This window comes from Argonema antarcticum A004/B2, assembly GCF_023333585.1.
GTDB lineage: Bacteria > Cyanobacteriota > Cyanobacteriia > Cyanobacteriales > Aerosakkonemataceae > Argonema > Argonema antarcticum.
Genome location: NZ_JAIQZN010000046.1, coordinates 21,848 through 42,579 on the forward strand (window position 1 = coordinate 21,848; position 20,732 = coordinate 42,579).

Below are 20,732 nucleotides of genomic sequence, written 5' to 3' on the forward strand. Positions count from 1 at the left end.
CTAATTCGATCGCTAGCTATTTGACTAAGCTCGATCGATTTCCTGTTGAAACACTTTCAGACCTTCCAGTTTAGAAGCCATCATTACGCAACGAGTCAGCAGGTTGATATCCAAATCTGGCAAAATTTCCGATCGCTCTATCCGATCGTATCCTGATTCCCGCAAACGGTAGAGCCTGAATAAACCATCTTCCCAAAACCAGACTTCAGGGACACCTAAAACTTTATAGCGCTCAAGAAAGCGATCGCTACCACTGGTAAAGATCACTTCCACAACGAGGTCAGGTTTAGTCGCTGTCGAGCTACCAATGGCAAAGGATTCGTCAACTTGGGCCGAAACTTCCTGTTCTTTCTCTTGGGTAAAGCTACCTAATGGGTTGAATTCAATGTTTTTGTTTAGAAAGTATTGACAGAGTAAAAATGCAATCATCCTGCTGATTGATTCGTGGTCAGGGGAAAGTGTCAAGATTTCAACCTGTCCTTTGTAATAAGCGAGTCGGATTCCTGGTGAGTCGGCAAAGCTCTCCTGAAGTAACTTGAACTGTTGCCAACTCATGCCAGAGTGGACTAGCCGTTGGTTTTTTGTCTTATCTAGCGCTACTGTCATAACGAAAGCGCTCAACATTTTCTGTTCAATTATTAGGATCTATCCCCAATTCCCGTAGTCGCGCTTCTAGTATTTGTAGTCGCGCTTCCGCTTGTTGAGCGCGAAGGCGTTCCTGTTCTTTCTGTTGAGCCAATTCGACAGAAGTGGTGAACCGTTCACCTGATGGTGAAAAAATCTGGAGTTCATCTGCGATTTCAAACCTTATCCCCAGTCTGGGACTCACCCACCCCTCCATAACATCAATCACTTCTAATCCTGCATCAGAACGCAACCATCCTGTCAAGTCTACTGTGTCTGGATTGTAAATGTAATATTCTTCAACGCCATAGCGGTTATAGAACTGGAGTTTTTTTGCCATCTCCTTGAGGGTATTTCCCGGAGAAAGAATCTCAAACACAACTTGGGGAGGGATGTTGTCTTCTTTCCACTGTTGGTAGGAACCGCGATCGCCTTTCGGTCTACCAAAGACTACCATCGCATCCGGTGCTTGACGAGTTTTGTTGTCTCTGTGGACTGGATACCACAGTAAGTCGCCAGCGACAAACACATTTGGGTCGTTGGCAAATAAGATTTCTAAGTTTTCCTTAATCACAACGATCCATTTAAACTGTTTGGTGTTGTCTGACATGGGTTGACCGTCGCTTTCGGGATAGATGATATCTGGTTGGGTGGGAGTTGCGAGTTGTTCCAGCATAAGGAAAACTGACCCTTGAGGATTGGCTAGTTTTATTTTAGTTTAGCGATCGCACTTCGTAGGGGCGGTTTTAGCGATTATCCCTGTCTTGTTACCGACAAATTATCTGCCAAACCCGCCCCTACAGCTTATGTATTTGGGGTAAAATGCGATCGCGCCTCTTTTACTTGCTAATTTTTTCCATCCATACGTCGTCGGAGCGATCGCAAATAATTAAAGTTACGTACAATTTTTAAGCATCAGGATCGATCCCCAATTCCCTCAGTCGCGCTTCTAGTATTTGTAGTCGCGCTTCTGCTTGTTCAGCACGAAGGCGTTCAGTTTCAGCACGAAGGCGTTCAGTTTCAGCACGTTGACGTTCTTGCTCTTTCAATTGAGCCAATTCTACAGAAGTCATAAACCGTTCACCTGATGGTGAAAAAATCTGGAGTTCATCTGCGATTTCAAACCTTATCCCCAGTCTGGGACTCACCCACCCTTCCATAACATCAATCACTTCTAATCCTGCATCAGAACGCAACCATCCTGTCAAGTCTACTGTGTCTGGATTGTAAATGTAATATTCTTCAACGCCATAGCGGTTATAGAACTGGAGTTTTTTTGCCATCTCCTTGAGGGTATTTCCCGGAGAAAGAATCTCAAACACAACTTGCGGAGGGATGTTATCTTCTTTCCATTGTTGATAGGAACCCCGATCGCCTTTCGGTCTACCAAATGCAACCATAGCATCAGGAGCTTGACGAGTTTTGTTGTCTCTCTGGACTGGATACCACAGGAGGTCGCCAGCGACAAATACATTCGGGTCGTTGGCAAATAAGATTTCTAAGTTTTCCTTAATCACAACGATCCATTTAAACTGTTTGGTGTTGTCTGACATGGGTTGACCGTCGCTTTCGGGATAGATAATATCCGGTTGGGTGGGAGTTGCGAGTTGTTCCAGCATAAGGAAAACTGACCCTTGAGGATTGGCTAGTTTTATTTTAGTTTAGCGATCGCGCTTCGTAGGGGCGGTTTTAGCGATTATCCCTGTCTTGTTACCGACAAATTATCTGCCAAACCCGCCCCTACAGCTTATGTATTTGGGGCAAGGTGCGATCGCTCTCATAAACCCGGTCTACTGAGTCTCCAAGCCCAGATTTAACAAGAGTTAGGAACTTACGCCAGGGGTTCAAGAAACCCGGTTTTTCTAAAAAACCGGGTTTCTGGTCTAGTGAGTGTGGCACAGAGAAACCCGGTTTCTTAAAGAAACCGGGTTTCTGGCCTCAGAGAGTCTAAATCCTGCTAGTATTCAGTCCATTTTAATGGACTTTCGCTATTAGCCTGGGGTTTGAACCCCAGGCGGGCTAACAACACAAATGCAAGATCTCAGTCAACGCAACAAAACTAATTTCCTAAATATCTGCATATTGTTTTTGACCAACAATTGCACCAGAAATCCACTGATTTGTACCAGCTATCCGATACCATTGATTACTTATTGTTCCTAACTCTGCCGTATAATCTACCCATTCTCCTGTCGTCCATTTGTCAAAAGTTACGGTTTTGGATGTTCCATCATACGGAATCGTGCCAACTAGAGAATAACTGGTGCCAGGGCCAGAGCGAATATTCGTAGTAGTAGTTGCTAGCAATCTTCCAGTAAAGGGTACGACTTCCCAAGATAAATCTAAGCCAGCATCTCCACGTTCTTCATAGTAGTGGAAGTGCATATCATACATACCATCTCGGCTGACTTCAAAATCAACATTTTTAGGCCCAAAAGCTTCCTGCCATTGATCTTTAGGATCTTTAGGATCTTTAGGTGTGATGTAAACCCATTCGTTAGTATTTGCAAGTTTAGCAAGTAACTGGAATCCGTCATCAGCACGTACTTTCGCCCGATATTTAACGCCAGCTTCCAGATTGGTTTGGGTATAGCTACGGATGGCATAGTTATTGTCAGGCAAACGTTCATCGTTATTTAGAGACTGAAAATCAGGGAAACTAAATTCGATACCTTTTTTGCCATCACTGCGGCGGATATTTGGGCCTTGATCGACTACACCAATAATATTGCTTTGGTTGGTGTAGAAATCTCCTGGAGGAAAGTTTCCTAACTTTCTATCCCACCAGAAAACAGTCGATCGCCACCGTTGAGATTCATTAACTGAATCTTGGAAAACTTTAGCTTCTTCTATGTTGATATCAACGGTAGAATCGCTAGTTTTTTCGTAGTATTGGACGTAAAAATCATATTCTCCAGATTCAGGAACTTTGAAAAAGATAGTTTTGGCAGGTGCAGCAGTACCTCGATCGCGCCAATCAGCCCCATCACCAGCTAATACCACGCTATCGCCAGTCCATTGACCAGTTTGGACATTTTTAAGTCTGAACCAAGTACCATCATCAGAATCAGTGGTAATCTTGTAAAGTTTGCCAGCTTCAAAATTATTGCGAGTCCAAGCTTCCATTGCAAAATTATCGGTTTGAACGCCGCTTGTAGGACTTCCACTACCCCAATTTCGATATAGACGCAAGCCACTATCGGCGCGTCCTTGATGTTGGTCGCCAAGGTCGAGAACGGCTGCTGGATTGCTGAAATCGTAGGTGTTGCGATCGGCTATATTTGCAGAAGTGCGATTGATAAACCTTGCATTCCACTGATTTGTAGGTATTTGAACCGGAATTTCTACAATACCTTGACGAATCCGATTTTGTTGACTCGGCATATCATTCCATAATCCACTTCCAAGAAATTCACTAAAATCTTCACCTTCAAGTGTATGGAGACTGTTACTTGGTTCCAGAGGATACCAATTAATATAGTTAATTGGTTCTCCACTCACCCACTTATAATTACCTTCAGTTGCATTGTAAATGGGGCTATCTGTTAAACCCATCCACTTAGAAACTCCGCCAAAGGTGTTAACTAACCAAGCATTCTCCGCTGTATCATTACTTGCGACTAGGTTGCCACCTGCTGCTTTTGCCTGTTCTTGTGCGCCTAACCAAGTATCAGCTGTAGTTAGGAAATATTGATGCCCAGTTGCAGGATTACTATAGATGATAGGGTTGATAGGTGAAGTATTGCTATTAGCGATCGTCACTGTTGCTGTTTCAGATGGAGCAACATTGTAAGCAGCATTCGCCAAAAGTTTTACCGCAACAGTTTCATCCCCCTCTACCTCGTTGTCAAAAATTGGAATAATCGGAATTGATGCAACTGATGCGCCAGCAGAAATAGTAATATTACCCGTCAAATTCTTGTAGTCCGTGCCATTAATTGCATTACCGAAAACTGAATAATTTACTGTTAGCGGATCTGTTGTATTGCCGATGCGAGTAACAATGAGTTGCCCTGCATTACCATCTTCTCCAGCTTTGGCATCGGTAGCTCGAATTGTAACTATAGGTTTAGTGAGAGTTGCAGGGTCAATTTCGATAATACCGTAGGTAAGGAAATAGTCATGTTTTAGATCGTTCCATGTTCCACCAACTCCTTGATTGATATGAACAAAGTCTTCTCCTTCAGGAGTAAAATTAATATTATCAGGATTTGCTCCATCCCAATTAGTATAAGTTACAATTTCTTCACTTACCCATTTGAAATTACCTTCAGTTGTTCCATATATAGAACTATCTGTCAATCCAATCCAAAAAGGTCTTTTACCAAAGGTATTAACTAACCAATTATTTTCAGCAGCATCGTTGATTGTAACGAGGTTTCCGCCTAATGTCTTCGCCTGTTCTTGAGCGCCTAACCAAGTATCAGGCTGACTCACAATATATAAATGACCATTAGCAGGATTGGTATAAACAAAGGGGTCATATTGAGAAATATCAGTTCTGTTTTCAATAGTTACCGTTCCGCTCTTACCAGTACCTAAATTATAGTCAGCATTATCAATTAAACCGATCTCTACTGTCTCATTTCCTTCCACCTCGGCATCAGCAAGCGGAATAATTGGAATTGTTGCCATTGTTGCACCAACCGGAATCTTTACGCTACCAGTAAGAGTTTTGTAATCTATGCTATTAATAGCATTCCCGGTAATAGAATAATTCACAGTTAATGGTTTGTCTGTTTTGCCTGTGCGAGTGACAACAAATTGTCCGGCATTGCCATCTTCTATGGCAGTGGAATCTTTAGGCGTAATTGTGACAGTAGGTTGAGTCCCATAAATATTCAACTTCCAACTATTCCATTCCCCCTGAAACTGATTGTCCTTTTCATCAAAAACTTGCAACTTCCATTCCCCTTTGGAAGATTCACCCCAATGACGCACTGATGTAAAATCCCAATTTTTAATTGTAAAAATACCTTCTTGAGGTTGAAATTGAATGGTATCTCCTGAAATCGGTTGAGCCAAAACAGATTGAGTGCCATCAGGAGAAGTGAGGACTACTCTCAAATCAGCCCAGTTTTCATGTTCTACATTCAAGACTACTTCAACTTTTTCAATAGTAATATCTTCGCTAATGTAAACGCTGGAAGCTTCGAGCAGCCCATTTCCATTAGGAATTTCTTCATTGACGTTTTGAACAGTCCATTCAAAGCCATTGGTGGTTTTTACTTCGGTGTCTACAGGTGTCCAACTCGCAGCCATTTCTACTGCTTTATCTACATCTATTACTCCAAAACCATACTTGTGATTAAACCAGTATCCAGCTTGATTTTGCGTCCAACCGTTGCCTGCTTGAATCTTACCTGAAGCATCGCGAACTACATCAGTAGGTTGAGCGGTTTTGACCAAAATATGCTGTACATCGCGAGAGGTTAAATTAGGATTGGCTTCTAACATTAAAGCGATCGCACCCGATACTAAAGGTGCAGCGGCTGAAGTCCCGGTAAAATCGTTCGTGTGTCCGTACCCTTTGGTGGTGATTGAGGTTGTATAAACGCCAGTACCAACCGATCCGTCATGCGGTTTAATGTGTCCCAAAGGGGCTGAAACTAAAATTGAAGCTCCAGGGGTACTGTAGGGTGCGTGAACGCCAGTGTTGTCGAGCGCAGCAACTGCGATCGCATGACGAGAATTAGCAAAAGAATTGTAGTTGACATTTCCACCCCACATTCCTTCATTTCCAGCCGCAAAAATATAGCTATTTCCCAATCCGCCTCGACCAATTATTTTCCCCAATCCCATCGCACCTAAAACGAGAGGTTGTCGGCGCATATATCTGGGAGCCCAACTATTATTGAAAATGTCGATACCCTGATTGCGATTCCAATTAAACAATGCGTTGGCAATTAATTGACCGTCGGATTTATAAGTGCCAGTAAATGGATCGATATTACCCAGCAACCGCAGTCCGGCTAATTGAGCTTCGGGAGCCACACCGACAATTCCGCTAGCATTTTCACTGGCAACTGCCACCCCCGCTACTGCCGTTCCGTGAGGATTCAGAGTTTGTAATTGAAGCGACCAACTGTTGAAAATTTCTTTGCTAAGTCGCTCCATCTGCTCGAATTCGTAAATATCAGAATCTGGATTCTCGATTACTAACTTCCAATCCCCTCCTGCATAAGAACCAGTCAATTTGTCTCTGTTGAATGCCACCGTTCCATCTTCTTGGATTTTCAGTTCAACTTTTTGTTCAAATAGCAAATCCTCTTTTCCAGGCCACCAAGAGGGAGACTTACTGTTAAACCAACTTCCGGGATCGAAAGCAGATTCTTTAGGACTGTACAAAAATATTTTTAAGTCAGTGAGACTAGGTAGATCGGGAGACAAGAATTCCTTCAGGTTAAAGCTAACATTTACATCCGTTACCATCCCTGTTAAATTAACAGGCTGTTTAAATGTAATATCTATAGTGTCAACCAACGGCTCTGAAACTTCTCCGCCATTTGTAACACCTTGATTCGTTTGGGTAAAAGTCTTATTCGAGCTTGGTGACGGATCGGCATCCCCATCGCTAAAATCCCAACTGAGCAAGGGATTGTAACGAGCTTGTAATTCTTTGTGTCGGTATTCTATCCCGTCATCAACAACAGCAATGGTTGTGTTCCTTCCCCGCACTGAATTCCAAGCATCAGGAACTTTTGTCTGTGGCAAATTCCACTGTTTGGAAAAGAGAGGATCTAGGGGTTGATACAGCAATTTTAATTCGACTGGAACTTGCGGATAAGCTAATTCTACTCCGTTGGTTTCCCCTAATTTTGTGAACGCATCTCTCCATTCGCTTCCTTCGGGGAATTTCCAAATATAAGTGTTGGGAATATGTCCGGTAGCTCCCAAGTCTTCCGCTCCCGCACTCGCCGCTAATTCAGCAGAAGAATTACCTGGAGTTAGCCAAACTACCCATTCTCGCGTTGCAGCTAATTCCTCTGGCGTATAATTTCCCAAATCCGCTGCTTCTGCTATGGCTAACCGCACGTCATCCGATAATCCATCTTCTCCCGGATCGCTAATTAAGGCAAAATTTTCGTAAGCTTCGTTACTCAAATTTCCCTCTTTATCTTTAGCAATTCCCCACAATTGATATTGACCTGGTGCTAATCCAGTCAAATCGTAATTATAATCAAATCTCGCCCGACCTTTACTATCAGTTGTAAATTGCGTAACGTCGGGAATATCGAAGAATATACCGTCAGAACGTTTCAACTGAAAATCTATTTTTTCTAAGTCGTTTATTCCGTCAGCATCGAAAACTCTAGCACCGCTGAAACTAATTGTCTCTTGATTAGTATAGAGAGGCAAAATACTAAATCGCAGATCTTCAGGTGCTTGATTCAGCAGAGGAATGACCTTAAACTCAGCAGTGTCTTCATCTGTTGCGCCGAAGTCATCGTATGCTTTGGCTTCAATTCGATAATTTCCAATCTCTAACCGAGCGAAAGAAATATTAAAAGTTCCCCAGTTGTCTGCAAGCATACCATCATCCACGAGTCCGACAGTATAATTGCCCAATTTAACGTTATCTTTGTACAAGTCTAAACTTATTTTGTCCAGGTCAATCTCACCATTTTCATCGTATACTTTGGCATTCGTAAAAGTGACTGTTTGATCGACTGTATAAGATGGCAATAAATTCAATTGCAATTGTTTCGGTGGTAAATTGGTTATTGGTGGTGGTGTGGTGGGTTGACCGACGACGGAAAAGATTCGGCTCGTTTCATCTTTTGCGCCGAATTTATCATAAGCGATCGCCTCTAACCGATAATTCCCTTCTAGTAAATTACTCCAAGAATAATTAAAAGTTCTCCAACCGTCTCCACCTTTACTATCATCCACAATATTGACAGTAATTTCCTGTGGAACGTTATCGTTATCTTTGTACAAATTTAACTTCACATTTTTCAGGTCACTCTCGCCATTTTGATCGTAAACTTTAGCATCGTTAATGCTGACTGTTTGACCCATCGTGTAAGATGGTAATAAGTTAAATTGCAATTGTTCTGGCGGTGAGTTTGGTGCTGGCTCGACAGTTTTACTTTGAACGGTAATGTTATGAATCACCACATTACTAAGGTCATAAGCTTTGTCATAAGCTACGCCTTTGATTTGGTAATTTCCCGCATCGGTAACTGTTAAATCTTTGCTGAAATTAGCCAAGTTATTATCTCCACCGCCAGCGGTGAAACTGGTGACATCATCTGTGATATCTTGCCAATCATTATTATCTTTTTTCAAAAACAGATTTACTTTAGCTAAGTCATCAATTCCATCGCCATCGTAAACTTGACCACCCGTAATACTTATTGTTTCGCCAACATTGTAAGTATCTTTTAAAAGGCTAAATTGCAAGTCTTTGGGAGCGGCATTAATCCGAAAATCCCGAACTATTTCTTCACTTTGATGCTCGAATTTATCAAATGCGATCGCCTTAATTTGATAAGCACCAGCCAGCAAATTATCTATGGAGTAATTAAAGCTAGCCAAATTCTCATTAAAGGTAAAAGTTTCGGCATCTTTTATATCAAACCATTCAACTTCATTCTGCTTTTTCACCCAGAAATCTATTTTCATTAGATCTCCGTTTTCGTCGTAAACTGTAGCATCGGTAAGGTTGACTATTTCACCTGCTTTATAAAGGGATTTTGTCGTGAATTGCAAAGACTTAGGGGCTGTGTTAATGTAATCCCGTAATTCGTCGCCAATTTTTTCCGATCGCCAATCCTTACCTGGGTCAATTACCTCATCCAAATTAACTGCTTTTCCCGTCGCACCAGTTACCCGAAAAACTAAATCGTTATAATCTTTATCTGACCCAGCATCAACCCTCTTATCCTCCATCACGAAAGTTTTGCCATCACCAATTACATCGGCAATTTGACCGACATGGAACGCCTCATTCGGGTTAGCAGTTACCAAAGAAAATAACGGACGTTTTGCTCCACCAATATTGGGATTATTAAATACTTCTTGTACTTTTCCATTAGGAACAAGCATGAAACCAAATTTATCCCCAGGTTTCATCGCAAATGTCTTAATATTTTTATATTCACCACTGTTTTGGTTATCGCCCCAAGGAAAAGTGGGGCTGAACTTGGCTCCTTCCGTAGAATCTGTTATTGCGACATAACCTTCTGTCGAGTTACTTAATACCCGCCGAGAAGTTTCTTTGATAAATGCTGACGAACCGGGTGCAAATCCCTCTATTCCCGTCAAACTGAAAATCCCCAATTCACCTTGGTATCCGCCACCGTCAATTAAATAATCAACCCCCACTTGTCCGGTTTGTCCTACGGTAAAAAATCCCGATTCTACATCCAAGCGGGTGAGGGGGTCAACGTTCAGGGTATAGTTGGTATCGCCACCCGCTTGCGAAAGCTCAAAAGAATACCCGCCTACTGCCAAATCCGACAGGTTAATCGCTTCTAAATTGGCGGGGTTAACTGAGCCACCGCGCAGCGTCGTTCCCTCACCGTTTTTGAGTTGCCAATCTACATTCGTGCTGATGCCAGTGAGCGATAACTTTAAACTGTTACTATCGCCGATTGTAAAGTTATACCTGTCAGATGGATAGGCAACGCTAAGAGTATCTGTTGTGTTGTAAGAGGTATTCAGTAAACCGAGATCGAAAGTGGACATTTGCTGCCTCCAAAAGGTTGTTCAACCGATTTTGTTTTAGTCAGATGTGCGACACTCATGGGAGTCTCTTCATACCAAATCCGGGTTATAACGAACCGCAGAGGCGCAGAGGGCGCAGAGAACAGGAAGAAGATAAAGGGGGTAGTCAACCCGGATTTGGTATCAGCTGCCGTTTCTGCCGTCAGGGCATTTACACACTGATACTATTAGGACATCCTGACTATATATATGCGCTAGGGTCTTCTGATTTTGCTCCAACTTTGCGAGCTAGATAAGCAACAACCCCACACAACAAGGTTTTTAAGCTATTGAACCAGTTTATAGATGCCCTTAACCCTGACAGTGAAATGCCAATCAGAGACTCGCTATCGTCTTCTTATACCTAGATTTAAGTAATAGGCACAAAAAGATTATCTTAATATAGGAAACGATACAGCCGTGAATATACGTAGTTACTACTAGCTTCAAATAATCTTTAAAAAAACCGCCTTTAATATAAAGTTATGATGAAGTGTCCAGCCCCTACGGATCTTTCTAAAGCGCCGGTCAAGTAATAAGCTGTTCCGCATCTAAATTGTATTTTTTGGGCGGGCGGGACGCCTTGCCCCTTGCCCCTTGCCCACAATAATTTCATCAAACTTGACTTAAAAATTTAAATGCGCCTCAGCTTATCATGTTCTTACGCATCGATTGCCTAAAAAAATCGCTTTCTTATCTGCGTTTATCTGCGTTTATCTGCCTTCATCTGCGGTAAATATTTAACCTCCGATGACAACAGACAATTTCCCGTATCACTCTTACACTACCGATGCAACCGGACACGATATAATGCCAGAAACCGGGTTTCTTACCACCCACAAAGAATACTTGACCAGCGCTCTAGAGTGGGTATTTTGTCTAAACTATAAAATACTACTATTAATTGCCATTTCCACGCAAAAAATAATTTATTTGCCACTCTCCATTAGAGCGAATAAAACTGACTCGATAATCTCTTGGTTCATGGTAAACAAAGCGGTTTTGAACCCATCCTTTTTTCCCATTTTTCAGCAGAACAGGCGTCCAACCATTAGGAGAATTGACCTCTTCTTGCAAACGCTGTGGCAGTTTATTGAAAGTTTCGGCATCGAACTTTACGAGTTCTTTAGAAAGCACGGTCACTATAGAAGCACCAGTGCCGGGTTCAGAACGAACATTAACACTTTCTCCTAAAATTCCCATTTGTTGTTGCCAACCAAAATCATAAATTGGTTTGCCGAAAGTAATTGGACAAACCCATATATCCGAACCAAGTTCTTGTTCGGGGACTTGTGTATCTGGTTCGATTGTACAGCCTGTGCTAATTGCTTTTTCCATGTATTGCCAGAAAAGAGATTGGGTGTCGTCGATATTATAAGCATTCAGATTAATTGAGCCGTCAAAGCTAAGTTTAGTTCTGGTAGTGACAATGTTGCGAATAAAATTAGCATCGCGTCGTTTAGTTGCATCCAAAAGACGTAATCGGAATTGGGAAAAGGCATTCGGATTAGGTTGAGAAGATGAATTTTGGTCTGTGGGGGTATTTAATTCCAAATCGGAAGTAGAATTTGGTGGTAAATAATTAGCAGTCGATTCGGGTAAGGAACTTCGATCATTAGGTACAGATTCTTTGTGGTTGAGATAAGAAATAGCTGCTAAAGTCGAACCAGTTATTGCACCCAAGGCTATCAATATAATTATAAAAAACTGTTGGGATTTCATCGCAGTGCCTCTTTTACTGGACTGGCGCTCTAAGAGGATGTTTTAAAAGTTGCTGGCGATACACTAACCCTTTGGAGATCCCCCTAAATCCCCCTTAAAAAAGGGGACTTTGAGGCTCTTGTACCCCCTTTTTCAAGGGGGGCTAGGGGGGATCGTCTGATACTTCTCAAACATCCTCTAATACAACTTATCAAAAAAGCTGAAAACCCGCTCTCTTTAGGAAAACTGGTTGTTAGGCAGTAAGCTGGGTTGAGGTACAATATCTAGATTGGTTGGTTACCGGGTTTCCATTTGATATTGCAGCCGATGCTGGGTTTTTGGTCTTGGGTAATGGGTTGATCGGCTAAAGTTGTATCTAGGGCTCTTCGCAAATCTTTCCCTGTAACCGCAATTCCGTTACTTGGGCGACTCTCATCCAACTGACCCCGGTAAACTAATTGCCTGTTAGCATCGAAGAGAAAAAAGTCTGGTGTGCAAGCAGCTGTGTATGCTTTGGCAGCCTCCTGGCTCTCATCGTAGCAGAAGGGAAAGGTGAAACCCAACTCAACAGCCATTTCCTTGAGCTTTTCGGGTGCATCGTTCGGGTAATTTACGATATCGTTGGCGCTGATAGCAACTATTCCGACGCTTTGTGCTTGGTAATCTTTTCCCAGTTGCGCTAATTCTGCCTGAATATGCTTGACAAATGGACAGTGCTGGCAGATAAACATTACCAGCAGCGCTTTCTGATCGCCAAAGGTGGCAAGTGATATCATTTCACCAGAAACTGCATCTGGTAGCTGGAAATCGGGTGCTTTTGTTCCCAATGCCAACATGGTGGAAGCGGTTAACGCCATTGCAACAACTGCCTTTTGGAGAGGATTTTCTTTTCACTAGGACTTAGTTTTTGCCCCCTAACCCCCCAAGTTTGGGGGGAGAAAAGTCCTGTTATATCATGTCCGGTTGCATCGGTTGCCTAAAAAAATCGCTTTCTTATCTGTGTTCATCTGTGTTCATCTGTCTTCATCTGTGGTAAAAATCTAACACCTGATGAGAACAGACAATTTCCCGTATCACTCTTACACTACCGATGCAACCGGACATGATATTATCCCCAAACTTGGTAACAGAAAAGTCCTGTTACCAAGTTTGGGGGGTTAGGGGGCATTGCGTAAGTCCTAATCACGATATCAGGGGGAGGGTGGCGGTGCAATCGGAAACGATCGCATTCCCACTTCAACAGCCAGCGTCTGGGTAGGTTAACCTGGAGCAGGTGGCACCAGGATTATCAATCCAAAAACTGATATTGATATGACGTCTGTTTATTGCAGTAAGGGACACGAAAACACTGGCAGCAATCTGTTTTGTCAACAGTGCGGCGAAAAGCTGAATCAATCTGCCGCTAAGGGTATTTATGGAGGAGTGCTGTTAGGCGATCGCTATCGTATTGTACGCGAACTCGGACATGGTGGTTTCGGACGCACCTATCTGGCGAAAGATAGCAACCGCTTTGAGGAAATTTGCGTCCTCAAGGAATTTGCCCCCCAGGTTCGCGGTACTTACGCATTGCAAAAAGCTTCAGAACTGTTTGAACGGGAAGCTGGCGTCCTCTACAAGCTGCAACATCCGCAAATCCCACGTTTTCGAGAACTGTTCCGCGTCAAGGTAAATGAGGAAGGACACCTGTTTTTGGTGCAAGACTACGTTGAAGGGGAAACCTATCGCGCTTTGTTAGATGCCCGAAAACGTCAAGGAATGCGATTTAATGAGGCAGAAGTCACTCAGCTAATGGTGGAAATTCTGCCTGTGTTGGAGTATATCCATTCAATAGGCGTAATTCACCGCGATATTTCCCCAGATAATCTGATGCTGCGGAATTCTGACTTGCTACCGATACTGATTGACTTTGGCGGCGTTAAGCAAGTGGCAGCTAATGCAGAATCTGAATTTACTCAGGCGGCATCTGGTGGTACTCCTTCTTTTGCGACTCGGTTAGGCAAAATTGGATATGCGCCAAATGAACAAATGCAAGTTGGGGTGGTTTATCCCCACAGCGATTTGTACGCTTTGGCAGCAACGGTTTTGGTGTTGTTGACTGGTAAGGAACCGCAACAATTAATCGATGCCCACAATATGACTTGGAACTGGCGACAGGAAGTTAATCTCAGTTCCAGTTTCGGTGCAATTTTAGATAAAATGTTGGCTAATCGACCGGGCGATCGCTACCAATCCGCCCGCGAAGTGCTGCAAGTTCTCTCTCCAGCAACGCCCAACTTCCCTCCCACTCAGCCTTTGGCGGGCGGGACGCCCACCCCACAAACTCCACAAGTGGCAAGTACAGAAGCTACTGTAGCAGTCACACCGCGCCAACCTGCTGCAACTCCACCAGCTAACCCAGTGACAAGTCCAGTTTCTGGATCGGATGGTCTTTTGGGCAAAGTTGTGCTTATATGTGTGTTGGTTGGGATTGCAGGTGCGATCGGCTGGGTATTCGGTAATAAGATATTACCGACAATAGGGAAAAAACCTTCGCCTAATCCAATCGAGAAACCCACTGTTTCTCCGACGAAAGATCCAGAACCACCGCCACCGCCACAGTTTTCTAAAGAAGAAAGCGATCGCAAGGAAGAACTTCGTCAGCGTCGCCAGTCTCTTGGCATTGACTACAATTTCTACGTTAACCTGGTAAATCAGTCATTCTGGGACAAAAATCCCAGTCAGCGGGGAAAAAGCCTCAGCAACGATCCAAAAGACGAACAGTTGCGGACACAGTGGGACAAAATAGGTGATGAATGGTTGGGTAAGCTGACATTTTTGAGTGCGGAGTCTCGCAGTGGTTTGGGAAGTTACACTGGAAGCGATCGCAATCGTTGGAAGGCAGAAGTAAATGACCGAAACCTCAGCAGTCGCGCACTTTACGATTTAGTTGATGGGGAATTCTTTTATCGCTTTCCCGAACAAGACGGTAAGAAATTTATCGATCGGCCCATCGGTCAAGTTTGGAGTGCGATCGCATCTGATAAAGTTAATGCTGTCATAAACGGCAGTGCTTTACAAAGAATTGTATTTCCTAAAGGAGCAATTAGCGATCGTGTCAGCGGTACACTTAAACCAGGAGAAGGTAAAGCCTACATCGCCGGACTTGCAGCAGGTCAACAGATGAAAGTAAATCTGCTTGCAGACTCGCGAATCCTCTTCTCAGTTTATCCTCCCACCAGCAATCAAAACGCGATACTTGAAGATTCTACCAAGCGAAATTGGTCGGGAACGCTTCCTTCCAAAGGTTTCTACGAATTTGTTATTGTCTCCAAAGCATCAAAGCCAGTTGATTATCAACTTAACCTCACAGCTGAAAATCCCGCGCCTCCTCCCGAACCTGAACCACCTGCATCACCACCTCCTACGCCTTCTCCTTCACTGACTCCCGAACCTACTCCCGAACCCACTCCCGAACCTACTCCCGAACCCACGACCGAACCGACCGCGCCTACTCCCGAACCCACTCCCGAACCGATCGCGCCTACTCCCGAACCCACTCCCGAACCGACCGCGCCTTCTTCGGGAATTTGACCGAATTAGGGTAGTTGCCTTGGGAATTGCGATCGCAACTTTATAGACCATTCTATGATGAATTACATACTTTAATTTATGCTGATGACACAAGTTTAGGGTTATGGAAAACAAAGTTGAAAGAGTGGGAACGAGAATTTTATAATTCTCCGATATTTAATAACCAACTTTATCTACAATGGCATAATCTGGAAGATAAAATAAACAGTACAAATCCAGATTTATGGAGTTTTAATCAAGAAGTATCTGCGTATATTATAGATAAAAAACGCCCTTTTTCGATTTTTAATAGTTCTGGTTATGTTTCTTTGTTTCAGGATGATTTGCTATGTGATTTAGTTTTTATCGATTTCTGTATTAATACTCTGAAATTAAACTATCCAAAGCCAGAATGGGAAGCATTAAGCTCTTTACTGACAAATTCTAGTTGTCTACTAATGTTGAAAAAAATTTGCGTAGTTAGCGATCGCCCGTATCTGATATCGCACGATATCTCTTCTGAGTTTAACAATTCTCTGCTTATTAAATTTACTAATGATTTGTAAGCTTTGAGAACCAAGTAGTAGGGTGCAGCTTAATGAGGGAAAAATCAGCGAATCGGTGATTCGTTCGCCATTGAATAAGCCATAAAAAGAATATTTTGGCGTTCTTCGGCTAAAAAACTAACTGTGTAAATCATCCCATCCTGTTGCCACATTACCGATGAAAAGGTATTGGGCGGACTTTGCTTTTGTCCCTCCAGCAGATATCCTTTAATTCCTCTTGCCAACGTGATTACTTGCGCTGCGGCTTGGTGTTGTATAAATTCTCGCTGCGCGTTGGCGGAACTTTGGCTAGCTACCGAAAAGCTGCCTACCAAACAGGGAAAGCCGCCAGAGTCGCAACTAAACAAGCCAACAGTTAAACCCGCTGGAGTTGTGGAGGGAAAAACGCGCACAGTCAGTTCGCTGATGAAATCTTCGTCAGCCGGACCACCGAGAAGAATTCGAGATGGCAAACGCATTTTCCAACCCGGTGGGACGCTATTGCCGATCGCATTTAAGTAAGGGGTAAAAATTTCGGCTGGAACGGCGGAAGCTTTAACTGGAATGCCGATCGCAGCTAGGATGATTGGTAATGCTAAGAATTTGCGCCAGAACATTTGATATAAAAAACTTGTTATTCTATATAATATCAATCATTACCGCTTAAACGTTTATTTCTATAGAGGTAATCGTATTTAGATAATTTCTCAACGCAGTCATATAAATTTGATATGTACGCTTCTATTTCTTCTAGGGCTTGGTCATCCAAGCACTCTATTAATATATAATTGGGTTGATATTTGTTGAAATCCAAACCTTTTAATACATTTAGTTCAAAACCTTCCACATCTAGAGAAAAGAAATCTATCTCTGTAACTTTTACTTCATCTAGTAGATCTGTCAGCGTTCTAGCTGGCACTTCAACTACATAAGGTGTGATATCATAATATTTTTTCGCAATTTCTAAATGACCCGCTTCTGACTGGGAAGATTTAAAAGACCCTTTGACTAAAGACATGAGGTTTCCGTAGTTCATTTCCACGGTAGCCGATGAATAGTCAGAAGACACCAAAGCACAATTAAAAACTTTTGATTTGGGACGTTCTTTTACGCACTCTCGATAAAGTTCGGGAATGGGTTCAATTAAAATTCCCGTCCAATTCTTAAAGCGTTCCAAATAATAAGTGTTGCTTTCCGAAAAACCATCGTTAGCCCCAACTTCGATAAAAAAACCTTGAGTTGGGAGATATTTGGCTAATTTTAGATCGAGTCCCTCTTTACCAGGTTTGGAATAGCGATCGCTTCCCCAAAACTCAAACCAACGACGACGCGATCGTTTCAGCGATTTCTTTAATTTTGACGGTAGTAACATAGTTTCTAATCTCACACAAAGTTGATAATTCTTCTTAGTCCATCCCGAAAAACTTGAAAACTTCTAGATTGGTTGTTTTCCACATCCATGTGAGGAGTAACCCTCTGGGCAAATTCACTTTTTTGTAAACCAGTTTCATAGCCATATTTTTTTAAAATTCGATCTAATTGTTCCCATGTTCCACCTTTTATCGCATCTGGATTCCGAAACTTCGCTTGCTGCGATAAAGAATCGGGAATCTTTTCATATTCAGCGCGGATTGCTGGGACATCACCTAGAAACCATGACTCCAACTCTTCCACAACAATTCGATGGAGAACTATATTTCCTTTCTTTTTAGTGACTACACTGCTAGCCTCGCACAGTCTTTTCTTTAATTCTATACAATCTTCTCTATCTTCGTCAACTAAGACTACAATTCGGCAATCATCTGTAACAAAATTAGCATAAGCTTGCATCCTTTGGGGGAGCCTTTGTAGAAGTCTATCTTTATTTTGAAAATTATGAATTTTCAAAATATGCTCGCTGCCTATGATTTTAGGAACAATAATACTCAAAGTTACTTCGGTTGAATATTCTTCTACCAGAAACTCTATGTACATGATTGCTCTCATTAGTAAGGTAATCCTCTAAGATATCCTTCAGACCAAAGATCGCCTAAGCCTGCCTTTGATTCTATAAAATTCTTTGCATCTGGTATTTGATCTGCCCTTGTAACAGTTGCATAGCCATCATCCTCTCTTTGAAAAATCCAAAGGGTTTTAGCATCTTTGATGGTATTTACAAAAAATGGGGAATGAGTTGATATAAAAACTTGTGCGCGTTGAGAATAAGCCAGTAACTCTTCGCTAAGTTGTTCAAGCAGTCGATGGTGCAGCCCATTTTCAGGTTCTTCAATGCAAAGTAATTGAGGTGGATTTGGATCGTTTAATAATATCAAATAAGCCAGTAACTTAAGTGTTCCATCCGATGCAAATCTTGCTAAAAATGGTTTACTAAACGGTGCATCTTTGAACAATAGAGCCAGTCTACCATCAATCGTTTGCTCGGAATCAACTCGCTCTAATTTGGGAACACGCTGAGCCAGTCGCTTAAGAATTATGGATAAAACTTCTGGATGTTCATCGGCAAGGTATTGGACTACATTAGCGATATTATCACCTTCACGAGAAAGATGTTCCATTGCACCGACAACTGCTAGCTGACGGGCTTGATCTGGGATAAAATAGGAGAGAAACCATCCCTCAATAAAACGTCGCAGGCTAGCCACACGCGGATTATCTGATAATTGACCAATTGTTTTAATAGCAAGAGAACTTGCGTCATCCATTTTGTAGTAGATTCGGCGGTCATTGAGTTCAGGATTTTCACCGCTAATCACATCGCCTTCGCCATTCTCAAACTTAAGAAAGTCAAACGGTTTGCCATGAGAGCCTCGTTTCCATTGCAGAGTTTCTCTGGAAACAATTGGTGAGCCATTTTGTAGACCGATGGCAACAGTGTAAGTTATGAGTGGAGTTGGTTTATCTTCACGGTATTTAATGACTATTTCAATTTCTTTACTTTTGCAGTCACGAGAGATGACTTCTTGAAATCGTCCCCGCTTTTCTAGAGCTTTGCGAACATTAGTAGTTAAGCAATCTGATAAAAAACCTATCACATCAAAAAAGGTTGTCTTGCCACTACCATTAGGGCCAAGAAAAAGGGAAAAAGGTTTGATATCTTTCAGTGTGACATTTTGCAGCACGCGATAGTTTTTAACCGAAATTTGTTCAATCCTTGCCATTACGCCTTCACTTCCACAAGTTTGGTGGTGCGGTTGCCAGAGATGTCTAATAAACATACTAAGGGTACGGCCTACCGTACCCTTGCTAAAGTTGTCAGAAATTAGTGGATTTTTACAGTAGCTTAAGAGGTAATTTTCTTAAGCTTCATCTAGGGCTGCAATACCCGGTAACACCTTACCTTCGAGCAATTCCAGACTAGCACCGCCGCCGGTTGAAATGTGGCTCATTTGTTCAGCCACACCCACTTTTTCCACAGCAGCAACAGAGTCGCCGCCGCCGATGATGGTATCAGTGCCGTTCTTGGTAAGATCGGCAAGAGTGCGTGCGATCGCTTCCGTACCAGCCGCAAACTTATCAAACTCAAACACACCCATTGGCCCATTCCACAGAACCGATTTGCAATCAGCCAGCGCTGACTGGAAAGTTTTCACCGAATCCGGGCCAATATCCAAACCCATCCAACCATCGGGGATATTCTCAACGCTGACAATTTGGGAATCAGCATCAGCAGCGAACTTATCGGCCACCACTACATCCGTAGGTAATAGCAACTGCACGCCCCGTTCCTTAGCCTTAGCTTCCAGAGTCTTCGCCAGTTCCAGTTTATCTTCTTCCACGAGCGACTTACCGACGTTGAGGCCGCGAGCCTTGTAGAACGTGAAGATCATACCGCCACCGATGATCAACTTATCGCACTTATCCAACAGGGTTTCGATCACACCAATCTTACTGGAAACCTTAGAGCCACCGATAATTGCAGCTAGAGGACGCTTGGGATTTTCGATCGCATTTTGCAGATATTGCAATTCCTTCTCAATCAAATACCCAGCCACAGAAGGACTGAGATACTTAGTCACACCTTCGGTAGAAGCATGAGCGCGGTGAGCAGTCCCAAAAGCATCATTAACATACAAATCTGCATTTGCAGCCAATTTTTTGGCGAATTCCGGGTCGTTCTTCTCCTCTTCCGGGTGGAAGCGGACATTTTCCAGCAACAGCACTTGACCGTTTTGCATCGCCCCTACTTTAGCAGCAGCCTCATCGCCGATGCAGTCATCAGTTTTGACAACTTCCTGACCCAGCAACTCCGAGAGGCGTTTGGCAACAGGCGTCAGGCGATATTTCTCATCCACACCCTTGGGACGCCCGAAGTGGCTGCACAGAATTACTTTAGCTCCCTTACCAGTCAAATCATTAATTGTGGGCAAAGCAGCCCGAATGCGGGTATCATCCGTAATGTTGCCAGCGTCATCCAGCGGTACGTTAAAGTCGGCCCGAACCAAGACCCGTTTGCCAGCTAAGTCTGACGACGACAAATTTGCTACAGTTTTTTTGGACACCGAAAAAACCTCCTAATCACTTTGTTTCACCGAATCTGCGTGGCATCGGTCGTCCGTTCTGTCTACGCAGTCCACATTTTACCGGAGTCAGGGATCACCAGGT

General features: G+C 43.0%; 13 protein-coding genes. 2 read left to right on the forward strand and 11 right to left on the reverse strand.

The window, feature by feature from the left end; genetic code table 11:
* Window positions 1-24: 24 nt before the first annotated feature.
* From LAY57_RS19410 to LAY57_RS19435, 6 genes are all read right to left on the reverse strand, one after another.
* The gene (locus tag LAY57_RS19410; protein ID WP_249068467.1) at window positions 25-606 is read right to left on the reverse strand and encodes a Uma2 family endonuclease; all 582 of its coding nucleotides are present in this window, start codon (window positions 604-606) and stop codon (window positions 25-27) included.
* A 25-nt stretch (window positions 607-631) separates the two neighbouring features.
* Complete coding sequence (locus tag LAY57_RS19415) at window positions 632-1,300, reverse strand: Uma2 family endonuclease (protein WP_249068468.1); 669 nt, start codon at window positions 1,298-1,300, stop codon at window positions 632-634.
* Between the two features lie 232 nt (window positions 1,301-1,532).
* Window positions 1,533-2,243, reverse strand: a complete 711-nt coding sequence (locus LAY57_RS19420; RefSeq protein ID WP_249068469.1) for a Uma2 family endonuclease — start codon at window positions 2,241-2,243, stop codon at window positions 1,533-1,535.
* A 448-nt stretch (window positions 2,244-2,691) separates the two neighbouring features.
* Window positions 2,692-10,317 carry a S8 family serine peptidase gene (locus tag LAY57_RS19425; RefSeq protein WP_249068470.1) on the reverse strand — a complete coding sequence of 2,542 codons (7,626 nt, stop codon included), beginning with the start codon at window positions 10,315-10,317 and terminating at the stop codon, window positions 2,692-2,694.
* Window positions 10,318-11,235: 918 nt separating this feature from the next.
* Window positions 11,236-12,057, reverse strand: coding sequence for an SH3 domain-containing protein (locus tag LAY57_RS19430; RefSeq protein WP_249068471.1), 822 nt, complete (start codon window positions 12,055-12,057; stop codon window positions 11,236-11,238).
* Window positions 12,058-12,320: 263 nt separating this feature from the next.
* Window positions 12,321-12,893 (reverse strand): thioredoxin family protein, encoded by a 573-nt coding sequence (locus LAY57_RS19435; RefSeq protein WP_249068472.1) that lies wholly within the window; start codon window positions 12,891-12,893, stop codon window positions 12,321-12,323.
* 454 nt (window positions 12,894-13,347) lie between these two features.
* Between LAY57_RS19435 and LAY57_RS19440 the strand changes: the two genes are divergently transcribed.
* The gene (locus tag LAY57_RS19440) at window positions 13,348-15,606 is read left to right on the forward strand and encodes a serine/threonine-protein kinase (protein WP_249068473.1); all 2,259 of its coding nucleotides are present in this window, start codon (window positions 13,348-13,350) and stop codon (window positions 15,604-15,606) included.
* Between the two features lie 14 nt (window positions 15,607-15,620).
* Window positions 15,621-16,151: a hypothetical protein gene (locus tag LAY57_RS19445; RefSeq protein ID WP_249068474.1), complete on the forward strand. Its 531-nt coding sequence runs from the start codon at window positions 15,621-15,623 to the stop codon at window positions 16,149-16,151.
* 44 nt (window positions 16,152-16,195) lie between these two features.
* On the opposite strand, the gene LAY57_RS19450 is transcribed toward LAY57_RS19445, so the two are convergent.
* The 5 genes from LAY57_RS19450 to LAY57_RS19470 all read right to left on the reverse strand — a co-directional run bounded on the left by LAY57_RS19450 (window position 16,196) and on the right by LAY57_RS19470 (window position 20,629).
* Complete coding sequence (locus LAY57_RS19450; protein ID WP_249068475.1) at window positions 16,196-16,747, reverse strand: hypothetical protein; 552 nt, start codon at window positions 16,745-16,747, stop codon at window positions 16,196-16,198.
* A gap of 32 nt (window positions 16,748-16,779) precedes the next feature.
* Window positions 16,780-17,502: an FkbM family methyltransferase gene (locus tag LAY57_RS19455; protein ID WP_249068476.1), complete on the reverse strand. Its 723-nt coding sequence runs from the start codon at window positions 17,500-17,502 to the stop codon at window positions 16,780-16,782.
* An 11-nt stretch (window positions 17,503-17,513) separates the two neighbouring features.
* On the reverse strand, window positions 17,514-18,104 hold the full coding sequence (locus LAY57_RS19460; protein WP_249068477.1) for a DUF4276 family protein: 591 nt from the start codon (window positions 18,102-18,104) through the stop codon (window positions 17,514-17,516).
* Between the two features lie 11 nt (window positions 18,105-18,115).
* Entirely contained in the window at window positions 18,116-19,345 is a 1,230-nt protein-coding gene (locus LAY57_RS19465; RefSeq protein WP_275994198.1) for an AAA family ATPase, read from the reverse strand.
* Between the two features lie 81 nt (window positions 19,346-19,426).
* Window positions 19,427-20,629 carry a phosphoglycerate kinase gene (locus tag LAY57_RS19470; RefSeq protein WP_249068479.1) on the reverse strand — a complete coding sequence of 401 codons (1,203 nt, stop codon included), beginning with the start codon at window positions 20,627-20,629 and terminating at the stop codon, window positions 19,427-19,429.
* Window positions 20,630-20,732: the final 103 nt, after the last annotated feature.

What these genes read in the sequence shown, in the direction of transcription:
- LAY57_RS19410 (WP_249068467.1), bottom strand. Translation starts at nt 606, where the DNA reads ATGACAGTAGCGCTAGATAAGACAAAAAACCAACGGCTAGTCCACTCT.
- LAY57_RS19415 (WP_249068468.1), bottom strand. Translation starts at nt 1,300, where the DNA reads ATGCTGGAACAACTCGCAACTCCCACCCAACCAGATATCATCTATCCC.
- LAY57_RS19420 (WP_249068469.1), bottom strand. Translation starts at nt 2,243, where the DNA reads ATGCTGGAACAACTCGCAACTCCCACCCAACCGGATATTATCTATCCC.
- LAY57_RS19425 (WP_249068470.1), bottom strand. Translation starts at nt 10,317, where the DNA reads ATGTCCACTTTCGATCTCGGTTTACTGAATACCTCTTACAACACAACA.
- LAY57_RS19430 (WP_249068471.1), bottom strand. Translation starts at nt 12,057, where the DNA reads ATGAAATCCCAACAGTTTTTTATAATTATATTGATAGCCTTGGGTGCA.
- LAY57_RS19435 (WP_249068472.1), bottom strand. Translation starts at nt 12,893, where the DNA reads ATGGCGTTAACCGCTTCCACCATGTTGGCATTGGGAACAAAAGCACCC.
- LAY57_RS19440 (WP_249068473.1), top strand. Translation starts at nt 13,348, where the DNA reads ATGACGTCTGTTTATTGCAGTAAGGGACACGAAAACACTGGCAGCAAT.
- LAY57_RS19450 (WP_249068475.1), bottom strand. Translation starts at nt 16,747, where the DNA reads ATGTTCTGGCGCAAATTCTTAGCATTACCAATCATCCTAGCTGCGATC.
- LAY57_RS19455 (WP_249068476.1), bottom strand. Translation starts at nt 17,502, where the DNA reads ATGTTACTACCGTCAAAATTAAAGAAATCGCTGAAACGATCGCGTCGT.
- LAY57_RS19460 (WP_249068477.1), bottom strand. Translation starts at nt 18,104, where the DNA reads ATGTACATAGAGTTTCTGGTAGAAGAATATTCAACCGAAGTAACTTTG.
- LAY57_RS19465 (WP_275994198.1), bottom strand. Translation starts at nt 19,345, where the DNA reads ATGTTTATTAGACATCTCTGGCAACCGCACCACCAAACTTGTGGAAGT.